This is a genomic window from Nocardia sp. KT25-26 (assembly GCF_056627695.1).
In genome coordinates, this window is the sequence record NZ_CM152813.1 from 3477748 (window position 1) to 3497926 (window position 20179).

Consider the following 20179-nt stretch of genomic DNA (forward strand, 5'->3'; position numbering starts at 1 on the left):
CACCGGCGCCATCCGCCCCCGGCCGTCCACCACAGGACACGCCGAACACACTGCGGCGGAGCGGATTCGATGCCGGATCCAGTAGGCTCGGTAGTCGTCGAGTGTCGACGTGAAGGGCGGTCGCCAATGCTCGTACGCGTCCAGAATGCCGCAGGTACCGATGCCGAGCGGGCGCTGGTCGATTGGCTGCGCACCTGGAAGGACCCTGCGAGCCCGCACGGTGTCGCCACCGTCAACTGCTCGCTGTTCCACCGGGATCGGCTGGAGACCTTCGACGCCGTGATCTGGACACCCACCGGAATCGTGGTGATCGAGGCCGAGGCACTGACCCGGCCGCAGAGCGGCGTCCTGGAGATCCCGCTGAACGGACCGTGGACCGTCTCCGGGGAGCCGGCCGCACTCGCCGGCGTGCACAAGCTCAACCCGCTCGAGCGGTCCCGCGAGCACACCTTCGCCCTGCAGGACTGGCTCGCGGAGAACGGCCTGGGCCAGCGGGCCGTGCACGGCCTCGGCGTCGTGGTGCCGCCGCCCGGCAGCGATCTGCGCGTCCACCAGGACTGGCACGATCCGAGCTTCGACGTGGTCATCACGGAGAATCCGGAACGGCTGCGGCAGTACTTCGACGCCCTGGCCGGCCGCGGCGCGCATCTGTGGACCGCCAACGATGTCGCGGTCGCCTTCCGGGCGATGGGAATCCTGCCGTACCTGCCCGCCCCGCAGGATCTGCTCAACGAGGGGTTCCTGGGCCCGATCGAGGTCACCCTGTGGCACGGCGGACCGGCCCAGGCCCAGGCCGAGGCCTACGCCGAGGAGATGGCCCGCCTCGAACAGGAGGCTCGCTCCGGGTCGCCGCTGGTGGCCCCCTGGTACAGCCCGTGGCGGCTGTACCCGCGGGTGTCGGGGGATCTGCACATCGGCCGGGCCCTGCTCCGGCTGACCCTGGCCGCCGGGATTCTCGTCGCGGTCGCCTGGGTGCTGTGGTTCGTGATCACCGCCGTCCTCACCTACGGCCCGGCCTGATCCAGCCCAATACATGCGGCCGAGCCGCGGAGTCGCCGCGGCGCACGACCGGCCCCGGCTGTCGGCCACAGATGGGTATCGTCGGCCGCGTGCTCGCCCCTCCCGTGCCCCATCCGAGGGTCGTCCGCGTCACCACGGTGGGCTGCGCCGCCGCCGTCACTGCCGCTGTGCCGTCGACATTTCCCGCGGACGGCGGGCCGGCCGACGTCGATCGCCTGGTGAGCGATCCGGTCACCGCCGCACTGACTCCGGGGCTCGCGAAGGTTCTGGTCGCACCCAGCAACAGCCCCGTCGTCCTGGCTCTGCTCGGCGCGGCGGTGCTGTGGTTCGCCGCGCAGCGCCGATGGTGGCGGGCCGCGACGATGCTGCTCGCCCCGGAGGCGGCGGTGGCCATCAACACGTGGGTGCTCAAACCGTGGTGGCAGCGCCCGCTGGACGACTATCTCGCCTACCCCAGCGGGCACACCGTGCACCTGGTCGCGGTGACGGTCACCTTCGCCTGCCTGATCGACCGGCGCCGGGCCCGCGCCGCGGTGCTGTGCGCCACGGCGGTGCTGCTCGTCCCGGTGACCGCCGGGATGGCCGAACTCGGCTACCACCACCCGACCGACGTCCTGGGCGGGACAGCAGCGGCGGTCGTCCTCGTCGCGCCGCTGTGCTGGGCCGGGCGGTGGGCCGAGGACGTCAGTCGGCGACGCTCGCGTCGTGCAGCATCGCCGCCCGGAGCATCGATTCCGGGACCCCCATTGCGGCCACCAGCGTCGCGGCGTCCGGACGGAGCCGGTCCACCAGCTCGTTCACCCCGCGACGCACCGCCTTCGCCCGCTCCACCGACATGAACCGGTGCATGATGTACCAGGCCGAATTCTCCTCGAGCGTCGCATAGACGTAGAGGTCGCACACCGTATCGGCCAGCTCCCGCGCGACCGGGTCCTCGATATCGTCGAGGCCCTCGATGAATGCCTCCAGCACCAGCCGGTCGATATGCGCCGAACCGGCGGCGAGGATGTGGTCCTGGGCATTGTTGAACGCCTCGAACGGACCGGTGTCGGCCGCCCGGGCCCGCAACCGGTGTGCCGCGGTGCGCACCAGGTAGTCCTCGCGGTCGGCGAACAGCTGCAGCTGAACGGCCCGCTTGGACAGATCTCCTTCGTCCACGGTCTCGTCGCCGCGGTCCTTCAACGTCTGCACCAGCTGCCGGACGCCGGAGCGCTTGCGCACCACGTCGCCTGCCATCGTGGCGGCGAACCGCACCCAGCCGAGGGCGTCCAGGTCGCGGACCTCGTCGGAATAGGCGGTCAGCAGTTCCTTGGCGACCAACTGGGTCAGCACGACGTTGTCGCCCTCGAAGGTGGTGAAGACATCGGTGTCCGCCTTGAGCGTCACCAGCCGGTTCTCGGTGAGGTAGCCGGCGCCTCCGCAGGCCTCCCGGCATTCCTGGATCGCCCGGGTGGCGTGGCGGGTCTGGGCGACCTTCAGACCGGCGGCGCGCTTCTCCAGGGCGCGCTGGGCGCCGGGGTCGACGTTCTGCCCGGTCTGCACCAGGTGCATCCGCTGCACCAGGTCGTTCTGCGCGAAGGCGAGCGCGAAGCTCTTCGCCACCAGGGGCAGCAACCGGCGCTGGTGGTTGCGGTAGTCCATGAGCAGGGTCTCCGCGCCGGTGTCCGGGTCGGCGAACTGGCGCCGGGCCAGTGCGTACCGGACCGCGATGCTCAATGCCACCCGGGCACCGGCCGCGGCGGCACCACCCACGCTCACCCGGCCCCGGACCAGGGTGCCGAGTGTGGTGAAGAAGCGGCGGCTGGGGTTGTCGATGCTCGAACTGTAGGTGCCGTCGGGGGCGACATCGGCAAACCGGTTCAGCAGGTTCTCCCGCGGGACCCGGACCTGATCGAAGACGATCCGCCCGTTGTCCACCCCGAGCAGCCCGCCCTTGAGCCCGTCGTCGATAGTGGTCACCCCCGGCAGGTCCGCCCCGTTCTCATCCCGGATGGGCACCAGCAGGCAGTGCACACCGTGATTCGTCTCGCCGGTGATCAGCTGGGCGAATACCGCCGCCGTCCGGGCGTGCTCGGCGGCGCCGCCGATGTAGTCCTTGCGTGCCGACGGTGTCGGCGAGTGGATCACGAATTCCTCGGTGGCCGCGTCGTAGGTCGCGGTGGTCTCCAGGTTGGCCACATCGCTGCCGTGCCCGGACTCCGTCATGGCGAAGCAGCCGAGCACATCCAGGGACAGCAGCCCCTTGATGACGTCACGATGCCGCTCGGTACCCAGGTTCTCGACGGCGCCGCCGAACAGGCCCCACTGCACACCGGACTTCACCCACAGCGACAGATCGGCGTACGCCAGCATCTCCAGCCCCGTCACGGCACCGCCCGGGTCACCGGTGCCGCCGTTCTCCGGCCGGAATCCCCGTTCGGCGTAGCCCATCCCGGCGAGCACCCGCATCTGGTCGAGGACCCGGGTCCGGGCGGCCCGGTAGTCGAGATAGGGGTCCGCCGTGAACCGGTCGCCGGCGAGTTCGGTCCGGGCCGCGGCGCGAATCTCCCGCCACGGGCCGTCCAGGGCTGCGCGCAGGTGGTCTGCTGTCGTCGAGCTGTCGGTCGCCATGACAGCGACCCTAGCTCGCGATTCGGCCCGGAGCCGGGTACGAAACCCGGATGTGACGGACCGGACTACCGGCGCCGAACCGCCGCCGACAATTTCTGAAACCGCGAGTAACTGAAATTAGTTGTAGCACCAACTTTTTCGGAACTGACCTCGGTGACAATTCCCACACCCGATCCGGATGCTCCGAACTTGCCCGAATTAGCCGAAACCGGTTACGGTTTCGGCCGAGTCAGGACGAAGGTGTTCTCACTTTCGGCCCGACCACCGTTGTTCCCGGGCCGATATCGCCGGTCCGCATTCGCCGTTCTCCCGTGATTGCGATCGGCCGCGCGCAGAATTCGAGCGAAGTCCAGGAGGGGCAATGGTTTCCTATATCGTGACCGGCGGTACCGGTTTTCTCGGCCGGCGAATCGTCCGAGGCCTGCTCGATGCCGATCCGGAAGCCGTTGTCCACGTCCTGGTGCGCGCCGGATCGCTGGACAGGTTCCGCGCGCTGGCCGCGGACTGCACCGAACCGCATCGGCTCTGCCCGCTGATCGGCGATCTCACCGCCGACGATCTCGGCATCGACGGTCCGCCACCGCAGGCCGAGCACATCATCCACCTGGGCGCGGTCTACGATATGACGGCCGACGAGGAGACCTCCTACGCCGCCAATGTGGCGGGCACCGCGGCCGTGATCGCGCTGGCCCGGCGGCTCGACGCCGTCCTGCACCACGTCTCCTCGGTCGCGGTCGCGGGTGACCATCGCGGCAAGTTCTTCGAAGAGGATTTCGACCTCGGACAGCAACTCACCTCGCCCTACCATCGCACCAAGTTCGCCGCCGAAAAGCTCGTCCGCGAAGCCGACGGGATTCGGTTCCGCGTCTACCGGCCGGCGATAGTCGTCGGTGATTCCCGGACCGGCGAAATGGACAAGATCGACGGACCGTACTACTTCTTCCCGGCAATCGCGGGACTGGCCGGACTGCGCCCGAACCTCCCGTTGCCGCTGCCCGATCTGGGCGCGACCAATATCGTTCCGGTCGACTACGTCGCGGCCGCCATGATCACGCTGGTCCGCAAACCCGGACTGGAGGGCCGCACCTTCCATCTGGTCAATCCGGACCCGCAGCCCTTCACCGACATCTACCGTGCGCTCGCCACGGCCGCCGGCGGGCGTGGCGGTGTCGGCCCGGTGCCCGGCTCGGCCCGTGCTCTCACCGGTCTCGGCGAACTGCCCGGAGTTCCGGCGCTGCGCGATCTGCTCTTCGAACGGCTCGGTATCCCGGCCGCGGTCGCACCGCACGTGAGCTTCGCGGCCGAATTCGTCGACGATTCCACTCGGGCCCAGCTCGGCGAGCTCACGGTGCCCGAGTTCGACACCTACGCACCGCGGCTGTGGCAGTACTGGCTCGAACACCTGGCGCCCGGCCGTGGCCGAGCCGACCACACCGGCGACCCGCTGGCCGGCCGCACCGTCCTGATCACCGGCGCCTCCTCCGGTATCGGCCTGGCCACCGCACACGCCGTCGCCCGGCGCGGCGCCACCGTCCTGATGGTCGCGCGGCGCGCCGGCGAACTCGAAACCGCGGCGGCCGCCGTGCGGTCCGACGGCGGCACCGCGTTCGCCTATTCGTGCGATATCACCGATGCCGATGCGGTCGCCCGGCTGGTGCGGACCGTGCTGGACGAACACGATCATGTCGACTACCTGGTCAACAATGCCGGACGGTCGATCCGCCGGTCGGTGCTCAACTCGACCGACCGGATGCACGATTTCGAGCGGACGATGGCGGTGAACTACTTCGGGGCGGTCCGGCTGATCCTGGCCTTGCTGCCGGCCATGCGGGCCCGCCGTTTCGGCCACGTCGTCAACATCTCCTCGATCGCCGTCCAGACCAAGGTGCCGCGGTTCGCCGCCTACGTCGCCAGCAAGTCGGCACTCGACCAGTTCAGCGAGATCGCCGCGGTGGAGAACCGGGATGCCGGAGTCACCTTCACCTCGGTCCGGATGCCTCTGGTCCGGACCCCGATGATCGCCCCGACCGACCTGTACCGCGCCCTCCCGGTTCCCGACCCCGACCGGGCGGCCGCCATCGTGGTTCGCGCACTGGAGGAACGGCCCGACCGCATCGATACCCCGGTCGGGACCTTCGCCCAGGCCGTCGAGTTCCTGCTGCCCTCGGTGAAGCGCACCATCATGCATCAGGGGTACCGGATCTTCGGCGAATCCCGCGCCGCGAAAGGCGCTGCCGCCCCCACCGAATCCCCGGCCCCGGCGCCTGTCGCGGCATCGACCGGCGCCGCACCGTCCCGAGGCCCGCTGCACCGGGTAGCTCCCGCCCTGCTCCCCCTGATGGCCGTCCCCGGCCCCGCCGCCCGCCTCTCCCGCATCCTCCCCGGCGTGCACTGGTAGCCGCGCCGCCCTCATCGCACCGAGTACGCCCGCGGCCCGGAACTTCGATTCCGGGCACCAGTCACCGACTCCGCGTGGTGGATTGCACGCTCAGATCCGGGACAGGACGTGGGTGATGGCAGCGCCGAAGGCCCAGCCGTAGGCGCTGTGCCGGTCCGGGCTGCCGCCGCCGGTGCAGACCGGGTCGCCTGCGGTGCAGAAATTGCCGGTGCGGTGCAGGTACTGCGGTGGCACCACGCCGCCGACCAGCCGCAGCGGATCGCCGAACAGGAGGACGGCGACGATCCGGGAGCCCAACGACGGCGGCAGCACTCGGATCCCCGGCAGGACCGTCGCGGCCGGGGATCCGAGCACCCCGTGCGTGACGACCGCGCCCTGCGAATAGCCGACCAGCACATAGCGCTGGTGCGGGCAGTGCGCCGCCCGATGTATGAGGTGGGCCGTCATGGCCTCGGTACCGATGCTCACCGATCCCGGAACCAGCAGGTCGGCCGGATACTCCACCCGGTGGGCCGTGCTGGGCACCGGAAGCCGGTGCCGCAACTGGGCATACAGCGGATCACCGACGGCCGCTCCCAGGTGGCCGGGTTCCAGTGTGCCGCGGGCGACGACCACCTCGATCGGGGCGCAGGGTCCGGCGGCCGTGGCGGCCGGCGCGCCCGCAGTCGACCACGCGACGACCGCCGACAGGAGCAGCACGACAACGTGTCCCGCGCGATATCCGGTACCGCCGGTATTCGATCGGCAGGCCATGGTTCTCACCCCACCTTGCTCACGCCGTTGTGAGAGTTGTGCGGGCCGTGCGGCATACGGCGCCGATCGGCCCGTTCATCGGTGGGTACCCGCGGAATGCGCACGGCCCGGCCGTATTCGCGCGTCCGTTGCGCGACGTTTCGGTGTCGAATCGGCACCCGGTCGCGGTGGTGGAGCTCTGCCGGTCCGCCGCCCGGCGGCAGCGCACCGGGCGACGGCGAACCGTGCGCGGCCGGTCAGGCCGGGGCCACCGTCACCGGGACACCGTTGAACACGGCGTTTCCGGAGGGCGCATCCACCACCGAATCATCGGTCAGGGCATTGGCATTCACGCCCGCGTGATCCGAATCGGCAGCCGGCGCACCGCGCGTGTGTCCCCAGCCGTGCGGGAGACTCACCACCCCCGGCATGATCGTGTCGGTGGGTTCCACCTCGACGATGAGCGATCCGGTGGCCGACTTCACCACCGCCCGGTCGCCGAGACCGAACCGGGACACGTCGTCGGGATGGATCTGCAGGGTGCAGCGATTCGTTCCGCCGACCAGCCGCGGCACATTGTGCATCCAGCTGTTGTTGGAACGCAGATGCCGCCGCCCGATCAGCACCAGTTCCGGGGTGGGCCCGGCCTCGGTGCGGCGCATCCGGTCGAGATCGGCCAGCAATTGCGGCGGCGCCAGTTCGACCCGGCGGGACGCGGTGCGCAATATCTCGGGCAGCCGTGGCTGCAGCGGCCCGAGGTCGACGCCGTGCGGATTGTCCAGCAGCGTAGTGAGGTTCAGCGTCCCGCCGTTCCACTCGCCGTACGGTCCCAGCCGCAGCATCAGGTCGATTCGGGCCTCGGTGCTGTTCGCCCCCGCCAGCTCCGACCGCGCCGACTCGCGGCCCGCACGCCGGAGTGTATCGGCGATGACCAGCTCGTCGAACGTGGTGAGCGGGTCGTAGTCGTCGGTGGTCCGGTGCGGCTGTCCGGCCACGGCCGCCGCCAGCCGGACCAGGATCGCGGACTCCGACGGCCGGTCGCCGAGCGGTACCAGCGGCCGGGAGTATCGCGCGTAGTTCCGGACGGCGAAGTGCAGCAGCGCGAAATCGTAGTGCGGTGACTGCACCGGGCGCGGTGGCGGGAGGATGACGTCGGCGTGGCGGGTGGTCTCGTTCACATAGCAGTCGACGCTGACCATGAAGTCCAGGCCGGCGAATGCCGCATCCAGCCGCGGCCCGTTCGGGGCCGACAGCACCGGATTGCCGGCGACCGTGACCAGCGCCCGCACCCGGCCGTCCCCCGGCGTGCTGATCTCGTCGGCCAGCGTGGCGACCGGGAACTCCCCCATAGCCTCGGCGTACCCGTGCACCCGGCTGCGCCACCGGCCGGTGCGGAACGGTTTGGACCGTACGATGCCGAGCGCCGCCGGTGTGGCGAACATCGCACCGCCCGGGGCGTCCAGGTTTCCGGTGAGCACATTGACGACGTCCACCAGCCATTGTGTGAGCGTGCCGAATTCCGTGGTGCAGGTGCCGATCCTGGCGTAGACGGCGGCCGTCGGCGCGGCCGCCAGTTCCCGGGCCAGGCGCTGCACCGTCGTCGCCGGGACACCGGTGCACCGCTCGACCAGCTCCGGGGTGAAACCCTGGGCTGCCGACCGGAGTTCGGCCAGGCCCGCCACCGCCACCCGGATCCGGGTGAGCTCCTCGGCGAACAGGGTGGCGACGATGCCGAACAGCAGCTGGGCGTCGGTACCCGGCCGGATGAACACATGCTCGTCGGCCAGTCCGGCGGTGCGGGTGCGGCGTGGATCGACCACCACCAGCCGGCCACCGCGGGCCCGCAGCGCCTTCAGCCGCCCGGGGAATCCCGGCGCGGTGCACAGCGAGCCGTTGGATTCGACCGGGTTGGCACCGAGCATCAGAAGGTAGTCGGTCCGGTCCAGGTCCGGAACCGGTATCGCCATCGGATCGCCGAACAGCAGCCCGCAGGCGACCTGTTTGGGCATCTGGTCGGCGGTGCTCGCCGAATAGCGGTTCCGGGTGCCGAGCGCCCGGAACAGTGCGGGCAGATAGAGCCCACCGGCCACACTGTGCGCGGACGGATTGCCGAGGTACAGCGCAGTGGCCTGGGCACCGTGCGCGCCGATCAGTGCCGGCATCCGGTCGGCGATGAGGTCGAAGGCTTCGTCCCATCCGGCCGGGCGCCGGGTCCCGGTGGCCCGATCCCGGATCAACGGGGTGGTCACCCGATCGGGATTCTGATCGACGTGGCCGAAACTGGCCCCCTTCGGGCACAGGTAGCCGGCACTGAAGGGGTCGTCCCGGTCACCGCGTACGGCCGTGACCCGGTCGTCGGCGTCCAGGGTGAGTTCGAGTCCGCACACCGCCTCGCACAGCGGGCAGGTGCGGAGCAGATTGCGGGCGGCAGGAACGGTCGCGGCCATGCCCCATCTTCACCCGACGAGGGCGCCGGTGAGAAGGATTCGCCAATATTCTCTCACCCCGGCCGTCACCTCGCGATAGCCGACAACTATAAGTGATACGGAAAGTATCACCAACTATTGTGCGGTACTGCCGGTACCACTAATATGGCGGTAGCGAACCATCCGAGGAGACACCGATGACGTTGTCTACTGACACCGCCCGCGCCGCGACCGACGCCGCCTACCGGGACACACTGCAGACCTTGTCGGAGGCGTCGGTGCACCGGCACTTCGACCCGTACGCCGATATCGACTGGGATTCGCCCGACTTCGCGGTCGACCCGGTGGATACCCGCTGGATCATGCCCGAGGTGGATCCGCTCGGACGGCATCCCTGGTATCGCGCCCAGCCCGTCGAACGGCAGATCGCGATGGGCATGTGGCGTCAGGCCGGTATCGCCAAGGTGGGGATCGACTTCGAACAGCTGCTCATCCGTGGTCTCATGCAGTACCTCACCTCGGTTCCCAACGGTGACCCGGAGTTCCGGTACGTCACCCATGAGGCGGCCGAAGAGTGCAATCACACGATGATGTTCCAGGAGATGATCAACCGGATCGGCCGGTTCGATGTGGTCGGGATGGGCAGCATCGATCGCAAGCTGACGATGATCATCTGGCCCGCGGTCAAATTCTTCCCCGAACTGTTCTTCACCATGGTGCTCGGCGGTGAGGAACCGATCGACCATCTGCAGAAGTCCCTGCTGCGCAGCAACGCCGATCCGCATCCGATGGTGGCGCGGGTGATGCAGATCCACGTCGCCGAGGAGGCCCGGCACATCTCCTTCGCGCACGAGTACCTGCGCCGCAAGGTGCCGCGGATGATTCCGCCGGCGCGGTTCGTGCTGTCCCTGGCCTTCCCGGTGGCGATGCGGATCATGCTCGACATGATCGCCACGCCGCCGCGGGAGTTCGTCGAGAAGTTCGACATCCCGGCGCGGGTGATGCGCGAAGCCTACTGGGAAGACCCGCAATCCCGTGCCCAGATGCGCGGGATCTTCGCCGATGTGCGGACCCTGGCCGTGGACACCGGGCTGATGAATCCGGTGGCCGCGCAGGCTTGGCGACTGCTCGGCATCGACGGCCCCGCCTCCCGATACCGCAGCGAACCGGACCGCCGAGTCGCCTGAATCCGCTGCCCGGCCCGGCCCGTCGTACGGGCCGGGCCGGCCCACGCGCCCACCTTCCGTTTTCTGCCCCAGGAGCCCACGTGCCGTCCGATCGTCCCCTGTCCCCGCCTGCGGCCTGGCCGCACCCGACGCGTGGTGTATTGCCCGCCGACGACGCCTTCTACCGGCCCGCGGCGGGATTCACCGAACAGCCCGCCGGGACGGTGCTGCGGTGGCGGCCGGTGCGGCTCGCGGTGTTCGGGCTGGTGCCGACCCGGATGTCGGCGTGGCAGTTGCTGTATCGCACCGCCGATCTCGACGGCCGGCCCGAGGTCGCGGTGACGACCGTGATCGCCCCGGAGGGCCCTCCGCGGGCGCTGTTGTCGTTCCAGTGCGCGATCGATGCCGTGTCCTCGCGCAGCTTTCCGTCCTACGCCCTGCGGCACGGGTCCCGGGCGCTGGGCAGTTTCACCCAGTTCGAGATGCTGTGCTTCGCCGACGCCCTGTCCCGCGGCTGGGCGATCTCGATCCCCGACCACGAGGGCATGCTCGGCGCCTGGGGCGCACCCCGGGAGCCGGGATACCGGACCCTCGACGGGATCCGGGCGGCACAGCAGTTCGCACCGCTGCGGCTCGAACCTGCGGCACCGGTCGGGCTGTGGGGCTACTCCGGTGGTGGCCTGGCCACCGCGTGGGCAGCGGAGACCGCACCCGAGTACGCCCCGGAGCTCGAGATCGCCGGGGCGGTGCTGGGTTCGCCGGTCGGCGATCTGCTGTCCACCTTCCACCGGCTCAACGGTGGCCCGCACGCGGGACTGCCGATGCTCGTCATCGCCGGCCTGCGCCGGGTGTATCCGGCCCTCGACCGCGTGCTCGACCGCTACGCCACCGACTCCGGGCGGGCGTTGCTCGCGGGCATCACCGAGCGCAGTACCGGCGGCACCGTCGCCCGGCTGGCGGGGTGTGATCTCGACCGACACACCACCGTCCCGCTCACCGAGGTGCTCGCACTGCCGGAGCTGACGGCGGTCTTCGACGACATCCGGCTCGGTCGCCGCGCTCCGTCGACTCCGCTGCTGGTACTGCAGGCGGTCCACGACCAGATCATCGCGGTGTCCGATATCGACACCCTGGTGGCGCGGTACCGGGCCCGTGGAGCGCAGGTGACCTACCTCCGGGATCGGCTCAGTGAACACATCCTGCTGTTGCCGCTGTCCACCCCGCTGACGCTGAACTGGCTGGCCGCGCGATTCGACGGTGATCGGCTCACACCGTCGGACACCCGCACCGTCCGCAGTGTCCTGGGCCTACCGGCGGGCCGGGACGGTGTGTTCGGCCTGGCCCGGTCGGCGCTGCGCACCGTGCTGGGCCGGCCACTGCCGGTCACCGCGCCTGCGGGCTACCCGGACAGCACCGAGCAGGTCCGGCAGGTCGCCTGAGCCACGGCGGCGCGGAGGAGGCAGCGGAGCGTAACCACGTAGCGCCTCGAGGATCAGGCCATCGAACACCGCCTGAGCCACGGCGGCGCGGAGGAGGGCAACCGACTCCGCACCCCGGGTTGGAAATGCTACGTTTCGCCTGTCGAATTCGTCCCGGCCCGGAGGTTAGGTAATGGCTGCGCGCACCGATACGGAATTCACGCCGGATGCGGTGGTGGTGGGAGCCGGACTGGCCGGCCTGGTCGCCACCTACGAGCTCACCCGGGCCGGGCGAAGGGTACTGGTCCTGGACCAGGAGAACCGCAACAACTTGGGCGGGCAGGCACATTGGTCGCTGGGCGGGTTGTTCCTGGTCGATTCACCGGAACAACGCCGGTTGGGTATCCACGACTCCTACGAGCTGGCCTGGCAGGACTGGTCGGGTTCGGCCGGATTCGATCGTGACCGCGAGGACCGGTGGGCCCGGCAGTGGGCGCAGGCTTACGTCCGGTTCGCCGCCGGTGAGAAGCGGGAGTACCTGCACAGTCTCGGCCTGCGTTTCACCCCCGTGGTGGGCTGGGCCGAACGCGGCGGCGCCGCCGCCGACGGGCACGGCAACTCGGTGCCCCGGTTCCACCTGACCTGGGGTACCGGGCCGGAGGTGGTGCGGATCTTCGCCGAACCGGTTCTCGCGGCCGAACGCCGCGGCCTGGTGCGGTTCGGCTACCGGCACCGCGTCGACGAACTGATCGTCGACGACGAGACCGTGACCGGTGTCCGGGGGACCGTGCTCGAACCGCAGGACCTGGATCGCGGTGTCGCCTCGAACCGGACCGCGGTGGGCGAGTTCGAGTTCCACGCACCCGCCGTGATCGTGTGTTCCGGTGGGATCGGCCACAACCACGAACTGATCCGCCGCAACTGGCCGTCCGAACGGCTCGGTCCGTGCCCGGAGACGCTCATCTCCGGTGTACCCGCCTATGTCGACGGCCGGATGCTCGGGATCACCGAGGAGGCGGGCGGCGCGATCGTCAACCGCGATCGGATGTGGCACTACACCGAGGGCATCCACAACTGGGACCCGGTCTGGCCCGATCATGCCATCCGGATCATCCCCGGGCCGTCCTCGCTGTGGTTCGATGCCTGCGGAAAGCGTCTGCCCGCACCGTGTTTCCCGGGGTTCGACACCAACGCCACGATGCGGCAGATCCTGTCCACCGGCTACGACTATTCGTGGTTCGTCCTCGATCAGAGCATCATCGAGAAGGAGTTCGCTCTGTCGGGGTCGGAACAGAATCCCGATATCACCGGCAAGGATCTGCTGCTCACCGTGCGCAGCCGGCTGGCCAAGGGGGCACCGGGCCCGGTGGAGGCGTTCAAACAGCACGGGGTGGATTTCGTCGTCGCCGACGATCTCGCCGACCTGGTCGTCGGGATGAATGCCATCGCCCGCGGACCGAAACTGGACGCGGCCGAACTGGAGGCGCAGATCGTCGCGCGAGATCGCCAGGTGGCCAACAAGTTCGGCAAGGATGCCCAGGTGGCGGCGATCGTGAACGCCCGGCAGTACTTCGGCGACAAGGCCGGCCGGGTGGTGCCGCCGCACCGTATCCTCGACCCCGCCCACGGCCCGCTCATCGCCGTGCGGTTGAACATCCTGACTCGCAAGACCCTCGGCGGCCTGCAGACCGACCTGGAGTCCCGGGTACTGCGCACGGACGGAACACCGCTGCCCGGGCTGTACGCCGCGGGCGAGGTGGCCGGCTTCGGCGGCGGTGGCGTACACGGCTACAACGCGCTGGAGGGAACCTTCCTCGGCGGTTGCATCTTCTCCGGCCGCTCGGCCGGTCGAGCCGTCGCCGAGGCGGCGCGCTGACCCCCGCTGCCCGTGGCACAATCGCACCCGGCGCCGGGTGGGATTCAGCGCGCCCGGGGGTGCCGGGGCGTCAGGGTACGGCCGGCTTCCTGGGCGACCTCGGCGAGCGCCCGGGCCAGCCGGGCGGTGTCGAGCGCACTGCGTTCGGCATCGATGCCACCGGCCAGTGACAACGCGGCCACGGCCGCGCTGCGCCCCCGGATCGGCACGGCGACGCAACCCACCCCGGGCATCGCCTCCTCGTTGTCGACGGCGACCCCCTGCCGGTTGCGGATCCGGGTGAGCTCGCGGTGCAGCTCGGACCGGTCGTGAATGCTGTGCGGGGTCAGCGGATTGTCGACGCCGCGCAGCGAACCCTCCGCGATCGCCGGTTCCAGCGTGGCGAGCAGCGCCTTCCCGACGGCGGTGCAGTGTGCGGGCAGCCGCCCGCCGACCCGCGTCGGAATCGGCACTCTGCTGCGGCCCCCGACCCGGTCCAGGAACAGAACTTCCCGGCCGTCCAGGACGGCCAGGTGTCCGATGAGGCCGGTGCGCTGGCTGAGGTCGTGCAGCAGCGGGCTCACCACCTCACGGATCTCGTTGTGCTGCGCCGCCATGCCACCGAGCTCCAGCACCCGGATCCCGAGCCGGTAACCGCCCGGGGTGTGGGCCAGCCAGCGTAGCCGGATCATCTGATCCAGGATCCGGTGCACCGTGGAACGCGGCAGCCCGGTGCGCTCGGCGAGGCCGAGCAGCGTCAGGGTCGGGGTTGCCGGATCGAAGGCGTCCAGGATCAGCGTCATCCGCTCGATCATCGACGCCGGCGGCGTCGCGGTCGCCCGCGCCGATCCGACCCGCAACTGCTCCGGTTCCGGTTCGGCCACGAAATCGACCGTCATCTACTACCAACCTCCGTGTGTGCTGCGGCTACAGACTAGAGCGGCGTACGCCGCCGCGGTGAACTTTCGCCGCACCCGCCGGCGGACCGTGCCTGTTCCAGTTGCCGGGCCCGGTCCACCAGCAGCTCGGCGACGCCGGTGGGCGGCGCACCGCGGCGCCAGATCACCCGGAATTTCCGGGTGAACCGGGCACGATCGGTACCCGGCACCACTACCAGGTCGCCGGACCGCAGCAGCGGGTCCGCGATGAGCCTGCTCAGTACCGCGGGGGCCATCCCGGTACGGGCGGCGGCGACGATCGCCGCCGCCGAGCCCAGTTCGGCCGCCGGCTCGGCCGGTGGTCCGGCGGCCGCCAGCAGGTCCCAGACGGTCTCCCGGGTGCCGGATCCGGGTTCGCGCCACAGCAATGCGGTCGCGGTGAGCTCGGGCAGATCCACCGGCCGCCGGCGCGTGGCCCACGGATGCGTCCGGCCCACCACCAGCACCAGGTCGTCCACCCCCAGGACCGTGCTGGCCAGATCGGCGGGCGGATGCGGCCCCTCGACGAAGCCCAGGTCGGCGCCACCCGCCCGCACCGACTGCGCGACCTGGCTGGAGTTGCCCACCTCGAGCGCGACGACCACCTCCGGACGGTCCGTGCGCAACGCCGCCAGCCAGTGCGGGATCCGGTGGTCGGCGATGGTCTTCGAGGCGGCGATCCGCAGCCGGGGCGCCCGGTCGGCGCGCCACTGCCCGGCTTCGGTGACCAGGTCCTGTGCGGCGGTCAGGACCACGCGGGCCCGAGCGATCACCCTCGCCCCCGCTGCGGTCGGCACGGAACCGGTCGGGCCCCGTTCCAGCAGGGTGACCCCGAGCCGTCGTTCCAGGGCCCGGATCCGCATGCTGGCGGCCGGTTGCGAAATGCCGTGCCGCCGGGCTGCGGCGCCGAGACTACCCGAGTCGGCCACCGAGACCAGCAGGTCCAGGACCTCGAGATCGGGCGTTCCGGGCGGCAACGGCATAAGTGCAGTTTATGACGTCCTGTCCACGCACTGGCTACCGGGCGAGTCCGGGGCACAGCAGTCTGATGGCTGTGACCCGACTCCGTGTCCTACTGCCCGGCCTGGCGCTCGCCGCCGGGATCGCCACCGCCGCGCTGCCGGCCGGGCGCGCGTTCCCGACGGTCGGCACACCACTGGTCGCGCTCACCGCCGGTGCGCTCACCGCCGCCCTGCTGCGCCGCTCCCCTTTCGGTACCGACCGTTTCGATCCGGGTCTGGACCTCACCCGGCGCACGCTGCTCGGCGCGGCGATCGTGCTGCTCGGACTCGGTCTGCCGGTCGGGTCGGTGCTGACCGTGGGCCGCGAGACCGCGGCCGTGCTGCTCGGCAGCCTGGCAGCGGGTGCGCTCGCGGCCTTCGTCATCGGGCGCATGCTGGCGGTCGACCGGGAGTCGACCACGCTGATCGCCGCGGGTACCACCATCTGCGGCGCGTCCGCGATCGCGGCGGTCACCGCCGTATTGCGCCCGGACCGCAATCGGGTGGCCTATGCCCTCGCCACCATCTTCGTCTTCAATGTCGCTGCGGTACTGATCTACCCGGCCCTCGGTCACCTCCTGGCCCTACCGGAGCAGACCTTCGGCCTGTGGGCCGGCACCGCCATCAACGACACGTCCTCGGTACTGGCCGCCGGTGTCGCCTACGGCCCGGTCGCGGCCCAGTTCGCGGTGGTCGTCAAACTCGTACGCAGCCTCGCCATCGTGCCGCTCTGCTTCGGTCTGCACTGGGGCCGACGCCATATCGTCGACGATCCGGCCGCCGCGCCGGGATCGCTACGCGGCGCCTTTCCCTGGTTCGTGGTGTTGTTCGTGGCGGCCTCGCTGGTCGCCGCCACCGGACTGTTGCCGGCCGCGGCGATCACCTGGACCGGCGAACTGAGCAACTGGCTGATCGCTGCGGTGCTGGCCGCCATCGGCTGTGCTCTGAGTCCGGCCCGGATCCGCACGGCCGGTGCCCGGCCGCTGGCCCTCGGCGGGCTGCTGGGCCTGGTGCTCGGCGGGTCCAGCCTGGCGCTGATCTATCTGACCTGATCGGTACCGGGGTGGTCGGCGCCCGGTTCCGCGGCGACATCGGCGAGCAGCGCATCGGCCCGCGACAACGCCGCATCGAACACGTCGGTCATCGCATCGAGTTGCGGCAGTCCGTCGAGCAGGCCGGTCATCTCGTCCCGCAGCGCGTCGATATCGGTGAGATCGGGTGCCGGCGGCGCCCACGCGACCGCATCACACCACCAGGTGCCCCGTTCGATCCAGGACCACAGGACGTCGCGCACCATTCGCCGGTCCGAGGTGTAGAGCTGCCCACCGGTGCCCTCGGTGCAATGCTCCAATTCGAACATGCCGTCGGCCAGGTAGCGCGCCCGGACGTAGTCACGGGCACCGCGGTTCACCAGCACATACGGGCGGTCGGGCGCCGGCTCCCCCGGCTTTCGGCCCGCACTCGCGAAGTCTGCGCTCATCGCGTCAGTGTGCCGCACCGGCGGCCGGTCGGCCACCGGCACCGGTCACGCCGGATCCGCGCGGACACCGTCGAGACCCCGGGCCGCCCGGTGCAGTTCGGCGCACACCGCCGCGAAAGCCGGGCGGGACCGGCTACCGGCCCGATAGGCGATCCGGGTACGCCGGGCGATCGGCAGCGGCGCCAGCACCACCCCGGCCGGAATGTCCGTCGCCGCCAACTGCGGCACGAGGGCGACCCCCGCGCCGGCGGCGACCAGCCGCAGGACGGCACCGAAATCGTCCACCCGATGCGCGATGCCCGGCTCGAACCCCTGGGATCGGCAGGTTCGCACGGCCATGGTGTGGCACAGCGTGCCGGGGTTACCGACGATCCACCGGCTTCCGGCATGCCCGCGGATGGCAGCCATCCCCGAGACCGCGGGAACTTCGGTGGCGGCCAGGTACACGACCTCGTCGAGCAACGGCTCCGTTCCGATGCCGGAGCCGACGGTGGTGGGTACGTTGTCGTATTCGTGCACCAATGCCAGGTCCAACCGGCCGTCCCGCAGCAGATCCGGCACCGCGGCCGGGTCGACCTCGGTCACCGACAGCTCCAGTCCCGGTTCGGACCGCGCGATCTCGCGCAGCGCGGGCGGCACCAGGACGGGAAGCGCGGTCGGGAAGGCGCCCAAGCGGACCGGGCCGGACAACTGCGCCTCGGTGGCGGCGAGCGCGCTTTCTGCGCGTTCCAGATCGGCCAGCACGATCTCGGTGTGTTCGACGAGCAGCACCGCGGCGGGTGTGAGGGTGACCCGGCGGCCGGTGCGCTGCAACAGCGTCCGGCCCACCTCCCGCTCCAACGCGGTGAGCTGCTGCGATACCGCCGACGGTGTGTACGAGAGCGCTTCGGCCACCGCGGCGATGGTGCCGCGCTGCGCGAGTTCCCGGAGCAGGCGCAGCCTGCGAATGTCGAGCATCAGTTCAGCTTACGGTCGGCGTCTCGAAACATAACTGGATCTTCGCTGTTCGGGCAGGCGAGAATCGGATATGACCTTCGCACCCGCCGGGATCTTCGTCCCGCTCATCACCCCGTTCACCGACCGCGGCGACATCGCGGCCGCCGATCTCGAACAGCTCGCACACCAGGCGATCCGCGCCGGCGCCGCAGGCCTGGTGGCCCTCGGCACCACCGCCGAGACTGCCACGCTGACGGCTCGGGAACGACGTGAAATACTGCGGATCTGCGGCCGGGTCTGCCGGGAGCACGGGGTGCCGCTGGTGGCCGGTGCCGGCAGCAATGACACCGCTGCCACCGCTGCGGCACTCGAAGCGGCGGACGGCGCAACAGATATCGCCGCCGCCTTGGTGGTGGTCCCCTACTACACCCGGCCCTCGGAAGCCGGGGTGGTGGCACACTTCGAATTCGTCGCCGAGCGCAGCCCCGTTCCGCTGATTCTCTACAACGTGCCCTATCGGACCGGGCGCGAACTGGGCCATCGCGCCTTGCTGCACCTGGCCCGGCACCCCCGGATCGTCGGGGTCAAACAGGCCGTGGGTGCGGTCGATACCGACACCGCCCAGCTGCTGGCCGGGGCGCCGGACTCGTTCGCGGTCCTGGCCGGCGAGGACACCCTGGTGTCGCCGCTGCTCGCGATGGGCGCGCCGGGCGCCGTCCTGGCGACCGCGAATGTCTGCACGGCCGAGTTCGTCGAGCTGCACCGGCGTTGGCGCACCGGCGATTCCGCTCGCGCCCGGAGCCTGGGCCATCGCCTGGTCGGACCGGCGGCGGCACTGATGTCGGCGCCCAATCCCACGGTGATCAAGGCGGTCCTGCACGCACAGGGCCGGATCGGCTCCCGGCACGTACGACTTCCGCTCTTGCCCGCCGAACCGCCCGGCGCCCTGTTCGACGAACTCCATCGACTGCGGACGGCGATGTCACCACCGGACGCCGCTACCGGTGCCGGCCGCACCGATCCGGCACCGGCCGCCGGGGCCGACGACGCCTGACCGAGCGAAACTCGTTGGGACACAGCGCACGTAACACCAGTTCCGGATCGGATGCGCCGCCCTCGGCGGGTATCGCAGTACGTCTGTCCGGTTTAGGGTGGGCAGCCGTGACTGTTTCCAGACGAACATTGTTCGGCGCCTCGGCCTCGCTGCTGACCGGCTCCGCACTGGCCGCACCCGCCGGTGCGGCGCCGGCCGCCGGGCACCCCACCTTCGCCGCCGCCTATCACGCCGTCACCGCCACCACCGCGGCCCGCTGGCACACGGTGGTGACCGATCTCGGCTCCGGTGCCGCGCAACCGGTCGTCGAAGTGAACCCGGATACGGTGCTCGAAGGCGCCAGCCTGCAGAAACTGGCCATCGCCACGGCGGTCCTGGAGGCGGTCGATCGCGCCGAACTACGGCTGTCGGACACCGTCGAGACCACCGCCGCCCGGGTGGCACCCGGCAGCGGAATCCTGCGCTCACAGACCGTCTTCGGTGATTCACTGACCGTATCGAACCTGCTGGTGGCGATGCTGCAGGTCTCCGACAACACTGCGGTGCGCCTGATCGGCACCCGGCTGCCCGGCACCCGCATCAACGAACTGCTCGCCGAGAAGGGTTTCACCCACACCCGGGTGGAGCCGCTGCCGGAGGATCCGCACCGGTTCTGGCTCGGCGTCACCACCCCGCGGGAAACCACGGACCTTCTGTATCGCCTGTGCACCGGACGGCTGCTGAGCGAGGAATCGACCGCGGCGCTGCTCCGAGTGCTGTCCTGGTCGGCGGTCGGCTATACCGACGGCATCCGGCGCATGATGTCCTCGGACGAGCGCACCCGGTTCGCCTGCAAGCACGGCGCCGACGAGGACCGGCGGCACGAGGCGGGCATCCTGTTCGACACCGGCGGCGCCCCGCTCGCGGTCTTCGGCTTCTTCGCCGACCGAGTGCCCGATATCGGCAATTACGGCGCCACCAATTCCGTCGTCCAAGCCCATGCCGTATTGGGCCGGGCCCTGCTCGAAAGCCATCCGGGGCCGTCCCGGATGCCCACCGTCCTCGGCGGCTCATAGCGTCGCCGAGGTGCACCCGTTGCCGCCCGGCGGGCGCCGGCGGCACCCGGGACTCCCTGTCAGCGGCACCCGAGTCGACAGCCGTCGCACAGCAACCGATAACGTGTTCTA

The 20179-nt window shown here is 70.4% G+C and carries 15 protein-coding genes and 1 pseudogene; 9 read left to right on the plus strand and 7 right to left on the minus strand.

Annotated elements, in window-relative coordinates; genetic code table 11:
- Positions 1-126: 126 nt before the first annotated feature.
- Positions 127-1020, plus strand: a complete 894-nt coding sequence (locus AC1HFH_RS15895; RefSeq protein ID WP_480243558.1) for a nuclease-related domain-containing protein — start codon at positions 127-129, stop codon at positions 1018-1020.
- Positions 1021-1382: 362 nt separating this feature from the next.
- A pseudogene (locus AC1HFH_RS15900) lies at positions 1383-1613 on the plus strand (phosphatase PAP2 family protein); the annotation flags it as partial.
- Between the two features lie 91 nt (positions 1614-1704).
- Here the strand turns inward: AC1HFH_RS15900 and AC1HFH_RS15905 are convergent.
- Entirely contained in the window at positions 1705-3630 is a 1926-nt protein-coding gene (locus AC1HFH_RS15905) for an acyl-CoA dehydrogenase family protein (RefSeq protein WP_480243559.1), read from the minus strand.
- 361 nt (positions 3631-3991) lie between these two features.
- Between AC1HFH_RS15905 and AC1HFH_RS15910 the strand changes: the two genes are divergently transcribed.
- Positions 3992-6028 carry an SDR family oxidoreductase gene (locus AC1HFH_RS15910; RefSeq protein ID WP_480243560.1) on the plus strand — a complete coding sequence of 679 codons (2037 nt, stop codon included), beginning with the start codon at positions 3992-3994 and terminating at the stop codon, positions 6026-6028.
- 90 nt (positions 6029-6118) lie between these two features.
- Here AC1HFH_RS15910 and AC1HFH_RS15915 read toward each other — a convergent pair whose 3' ends face one another.
- Positions 6119-6781, minus strand: coding sequence for a cutinase family protein (locus AC1HFH_RS15915; protein WP_480243561.1), 663 nt, complete (start codon positions 6779-6781; stop codon positions 6119-6121).
- A 236-nt stretch (positions 6782-7017) separates the two neighbouring features.
- Positions 7018-9207 (minus strand): molybdopterin oxidoreductase family protein, encoded by a 2190-nt coding sequence (locus tag AC1HFH_RS15920; protein ID WP_480243562.1) that lies wholly within the window; start codon positions 9205-9207, stop codon positions 7018-7020.
- A gap of 176 nt (positions 9208-9383) precedes the next feature.
- Between AC1HFH_RS15920 and AC1HFH_RS15925 the strand changes: the two genes are divergently transcribed.
- From AC1HFH_RS15925 to AC1HFH_RS15935, 3 genes are all read left to right on the plus strand, one after another.
- A complete protein-coding gene (locus AC1HFH_RS15925) occupies positions 9384-10373 on the plus strand; it encodes an AurF N-oxygenase family protein (RefSeq protein ID WP_480243563.1) in 990 nt (329 codons plus the stop codon).
- An 80-nt stretch (positions 10374-10453) separates the two neighbouring features.
- Complete coding sequence (locus AC1HFH_RS15930; RefSeq protein ID WP_480243564.1) at positions 10454-11791, plus strand: lipase family protein; 1338 nt, start codon at positions 10454-10456, stop codon at positions 11789-11791.
- A gap of 172 nt (positions 11792-11963) precedes the next feature.
- Positions 11964-13646, plus strand: a complete 1683-nt coding sequence (locus AC1HFH_RS15935; RefSeq protein ID WP_480243565.1) for an FAD-binding dehydrogenase — start codon at positions 11964-11966, stop codon at positions 13644-13646.
- A gap of 44 nt (positions 13647-13690) precedes the next feature.
- Here AC1HFH_RS15935 and AC1HFH_RS15940 read toward each other — a convergent pair whose 3' ends face one another.
- Positions 13691-14524 carry an IclR family transcriptional regulator gene (locus AC1HFH_RS15940; protein WP_480243566.1) on the minus strand — a complete coding sequence of 278 codons (834 nt, stop codon included), beginning with the start codon at positions 14522-14524 and terminating at the stop codon, positions 13691-13693.
- A 35-nt stretch (positions 14525-14559) separates the two neighbouring features.
- Positions 14560-15525 carry a LysR family transcriptional regulator gene (locus AC1HFH_RS15945; protein WP_480243567.1) on the minus strand — a complete coding sequence of 322 codons (966 nt, stop codon included), beginning with the start codon at positions 15523-15525 and terminating at the stop codon, positions 14560-14562.
- Positions 15526-15596: 71 nt separating this feature from the next.
- Between AC1HFH_RS15945 and AC1HFH_RS15950 the strand changes: the two genes are divergently transcribed.
- Complete coding sequence (locus AC1HFH_RS15950; protein WP_480243568.1) at positions 15597-16595, plus strand: YeiH family protein; 999 nt, start codon at positions 15597-15599, stop codon at positions 16593-16595.
- Here the strand turns inward: AC1HFH_RS15950 and AC1HFH_RS15955 are convergent.
- Both AC1HFH_RS15955 and AC1HFH_RS15960 read right to left on the minus strand, forming a co-directional pair.
- A complete protein-coding gene (locus tag AC1HFH_RS15955; protein WP_480243569.1) occupies positions 16583-17023 on the minus strand; it encodes a hypothetical protein in 441 nt (146 codons plus the stop codon). The genes AC1HFH_RS15950 and AC1HFH_RS15955 overlap by 13 nt on opposite strands.
- A 45-nt stretch (positions 17024-17068) precedes the next feature.
- Positions 17069-17980: a LysR family transcriptional regulator gene (locus AC1HFH_RS15960; protein WP_480243570.1), complete on the minus strand. Its 912-nt coding sequence runs from the start codon at positions 17978-17980 to the stop codon at positions 17069-17071.
- Between the two features lie 70 nt (positions 17981-18050).
- Here AC1HFH_RS15960 and dapA point away from each other — a divergent pair, with 70 nt between their 5' ends.
- Both dapA and AC1HFH_RS15970 read left to right on the plus strand, forming a co-directional pair.
- Positions 18051-19013, plus strand: a complete 963-nt coding sequence (gene dapA / locus AC1HFH_RS15965) for a 4-hydroxy-tetrahydrodipicolinate synthase (RefSeq protein WP_480243571.1) — start codon at positions 18051-18053, stop codon at positions 19011-19013.
- Positions 19014-19120: 107 nt separating this feature from the next.
- Positions 19121-20068: a serine hydrolase gene (locus AC1HFH_RS15970; RefSeq protein WP_480243572.1), complete on the plus strand. Its 948-nt coding sequence runs from the start codon at positions 19121-19123 to the stop codon at positions 20066-20068.
- The last annotated feature ends 111 nt before the right edge of the window (positions 20069-20179 follow it).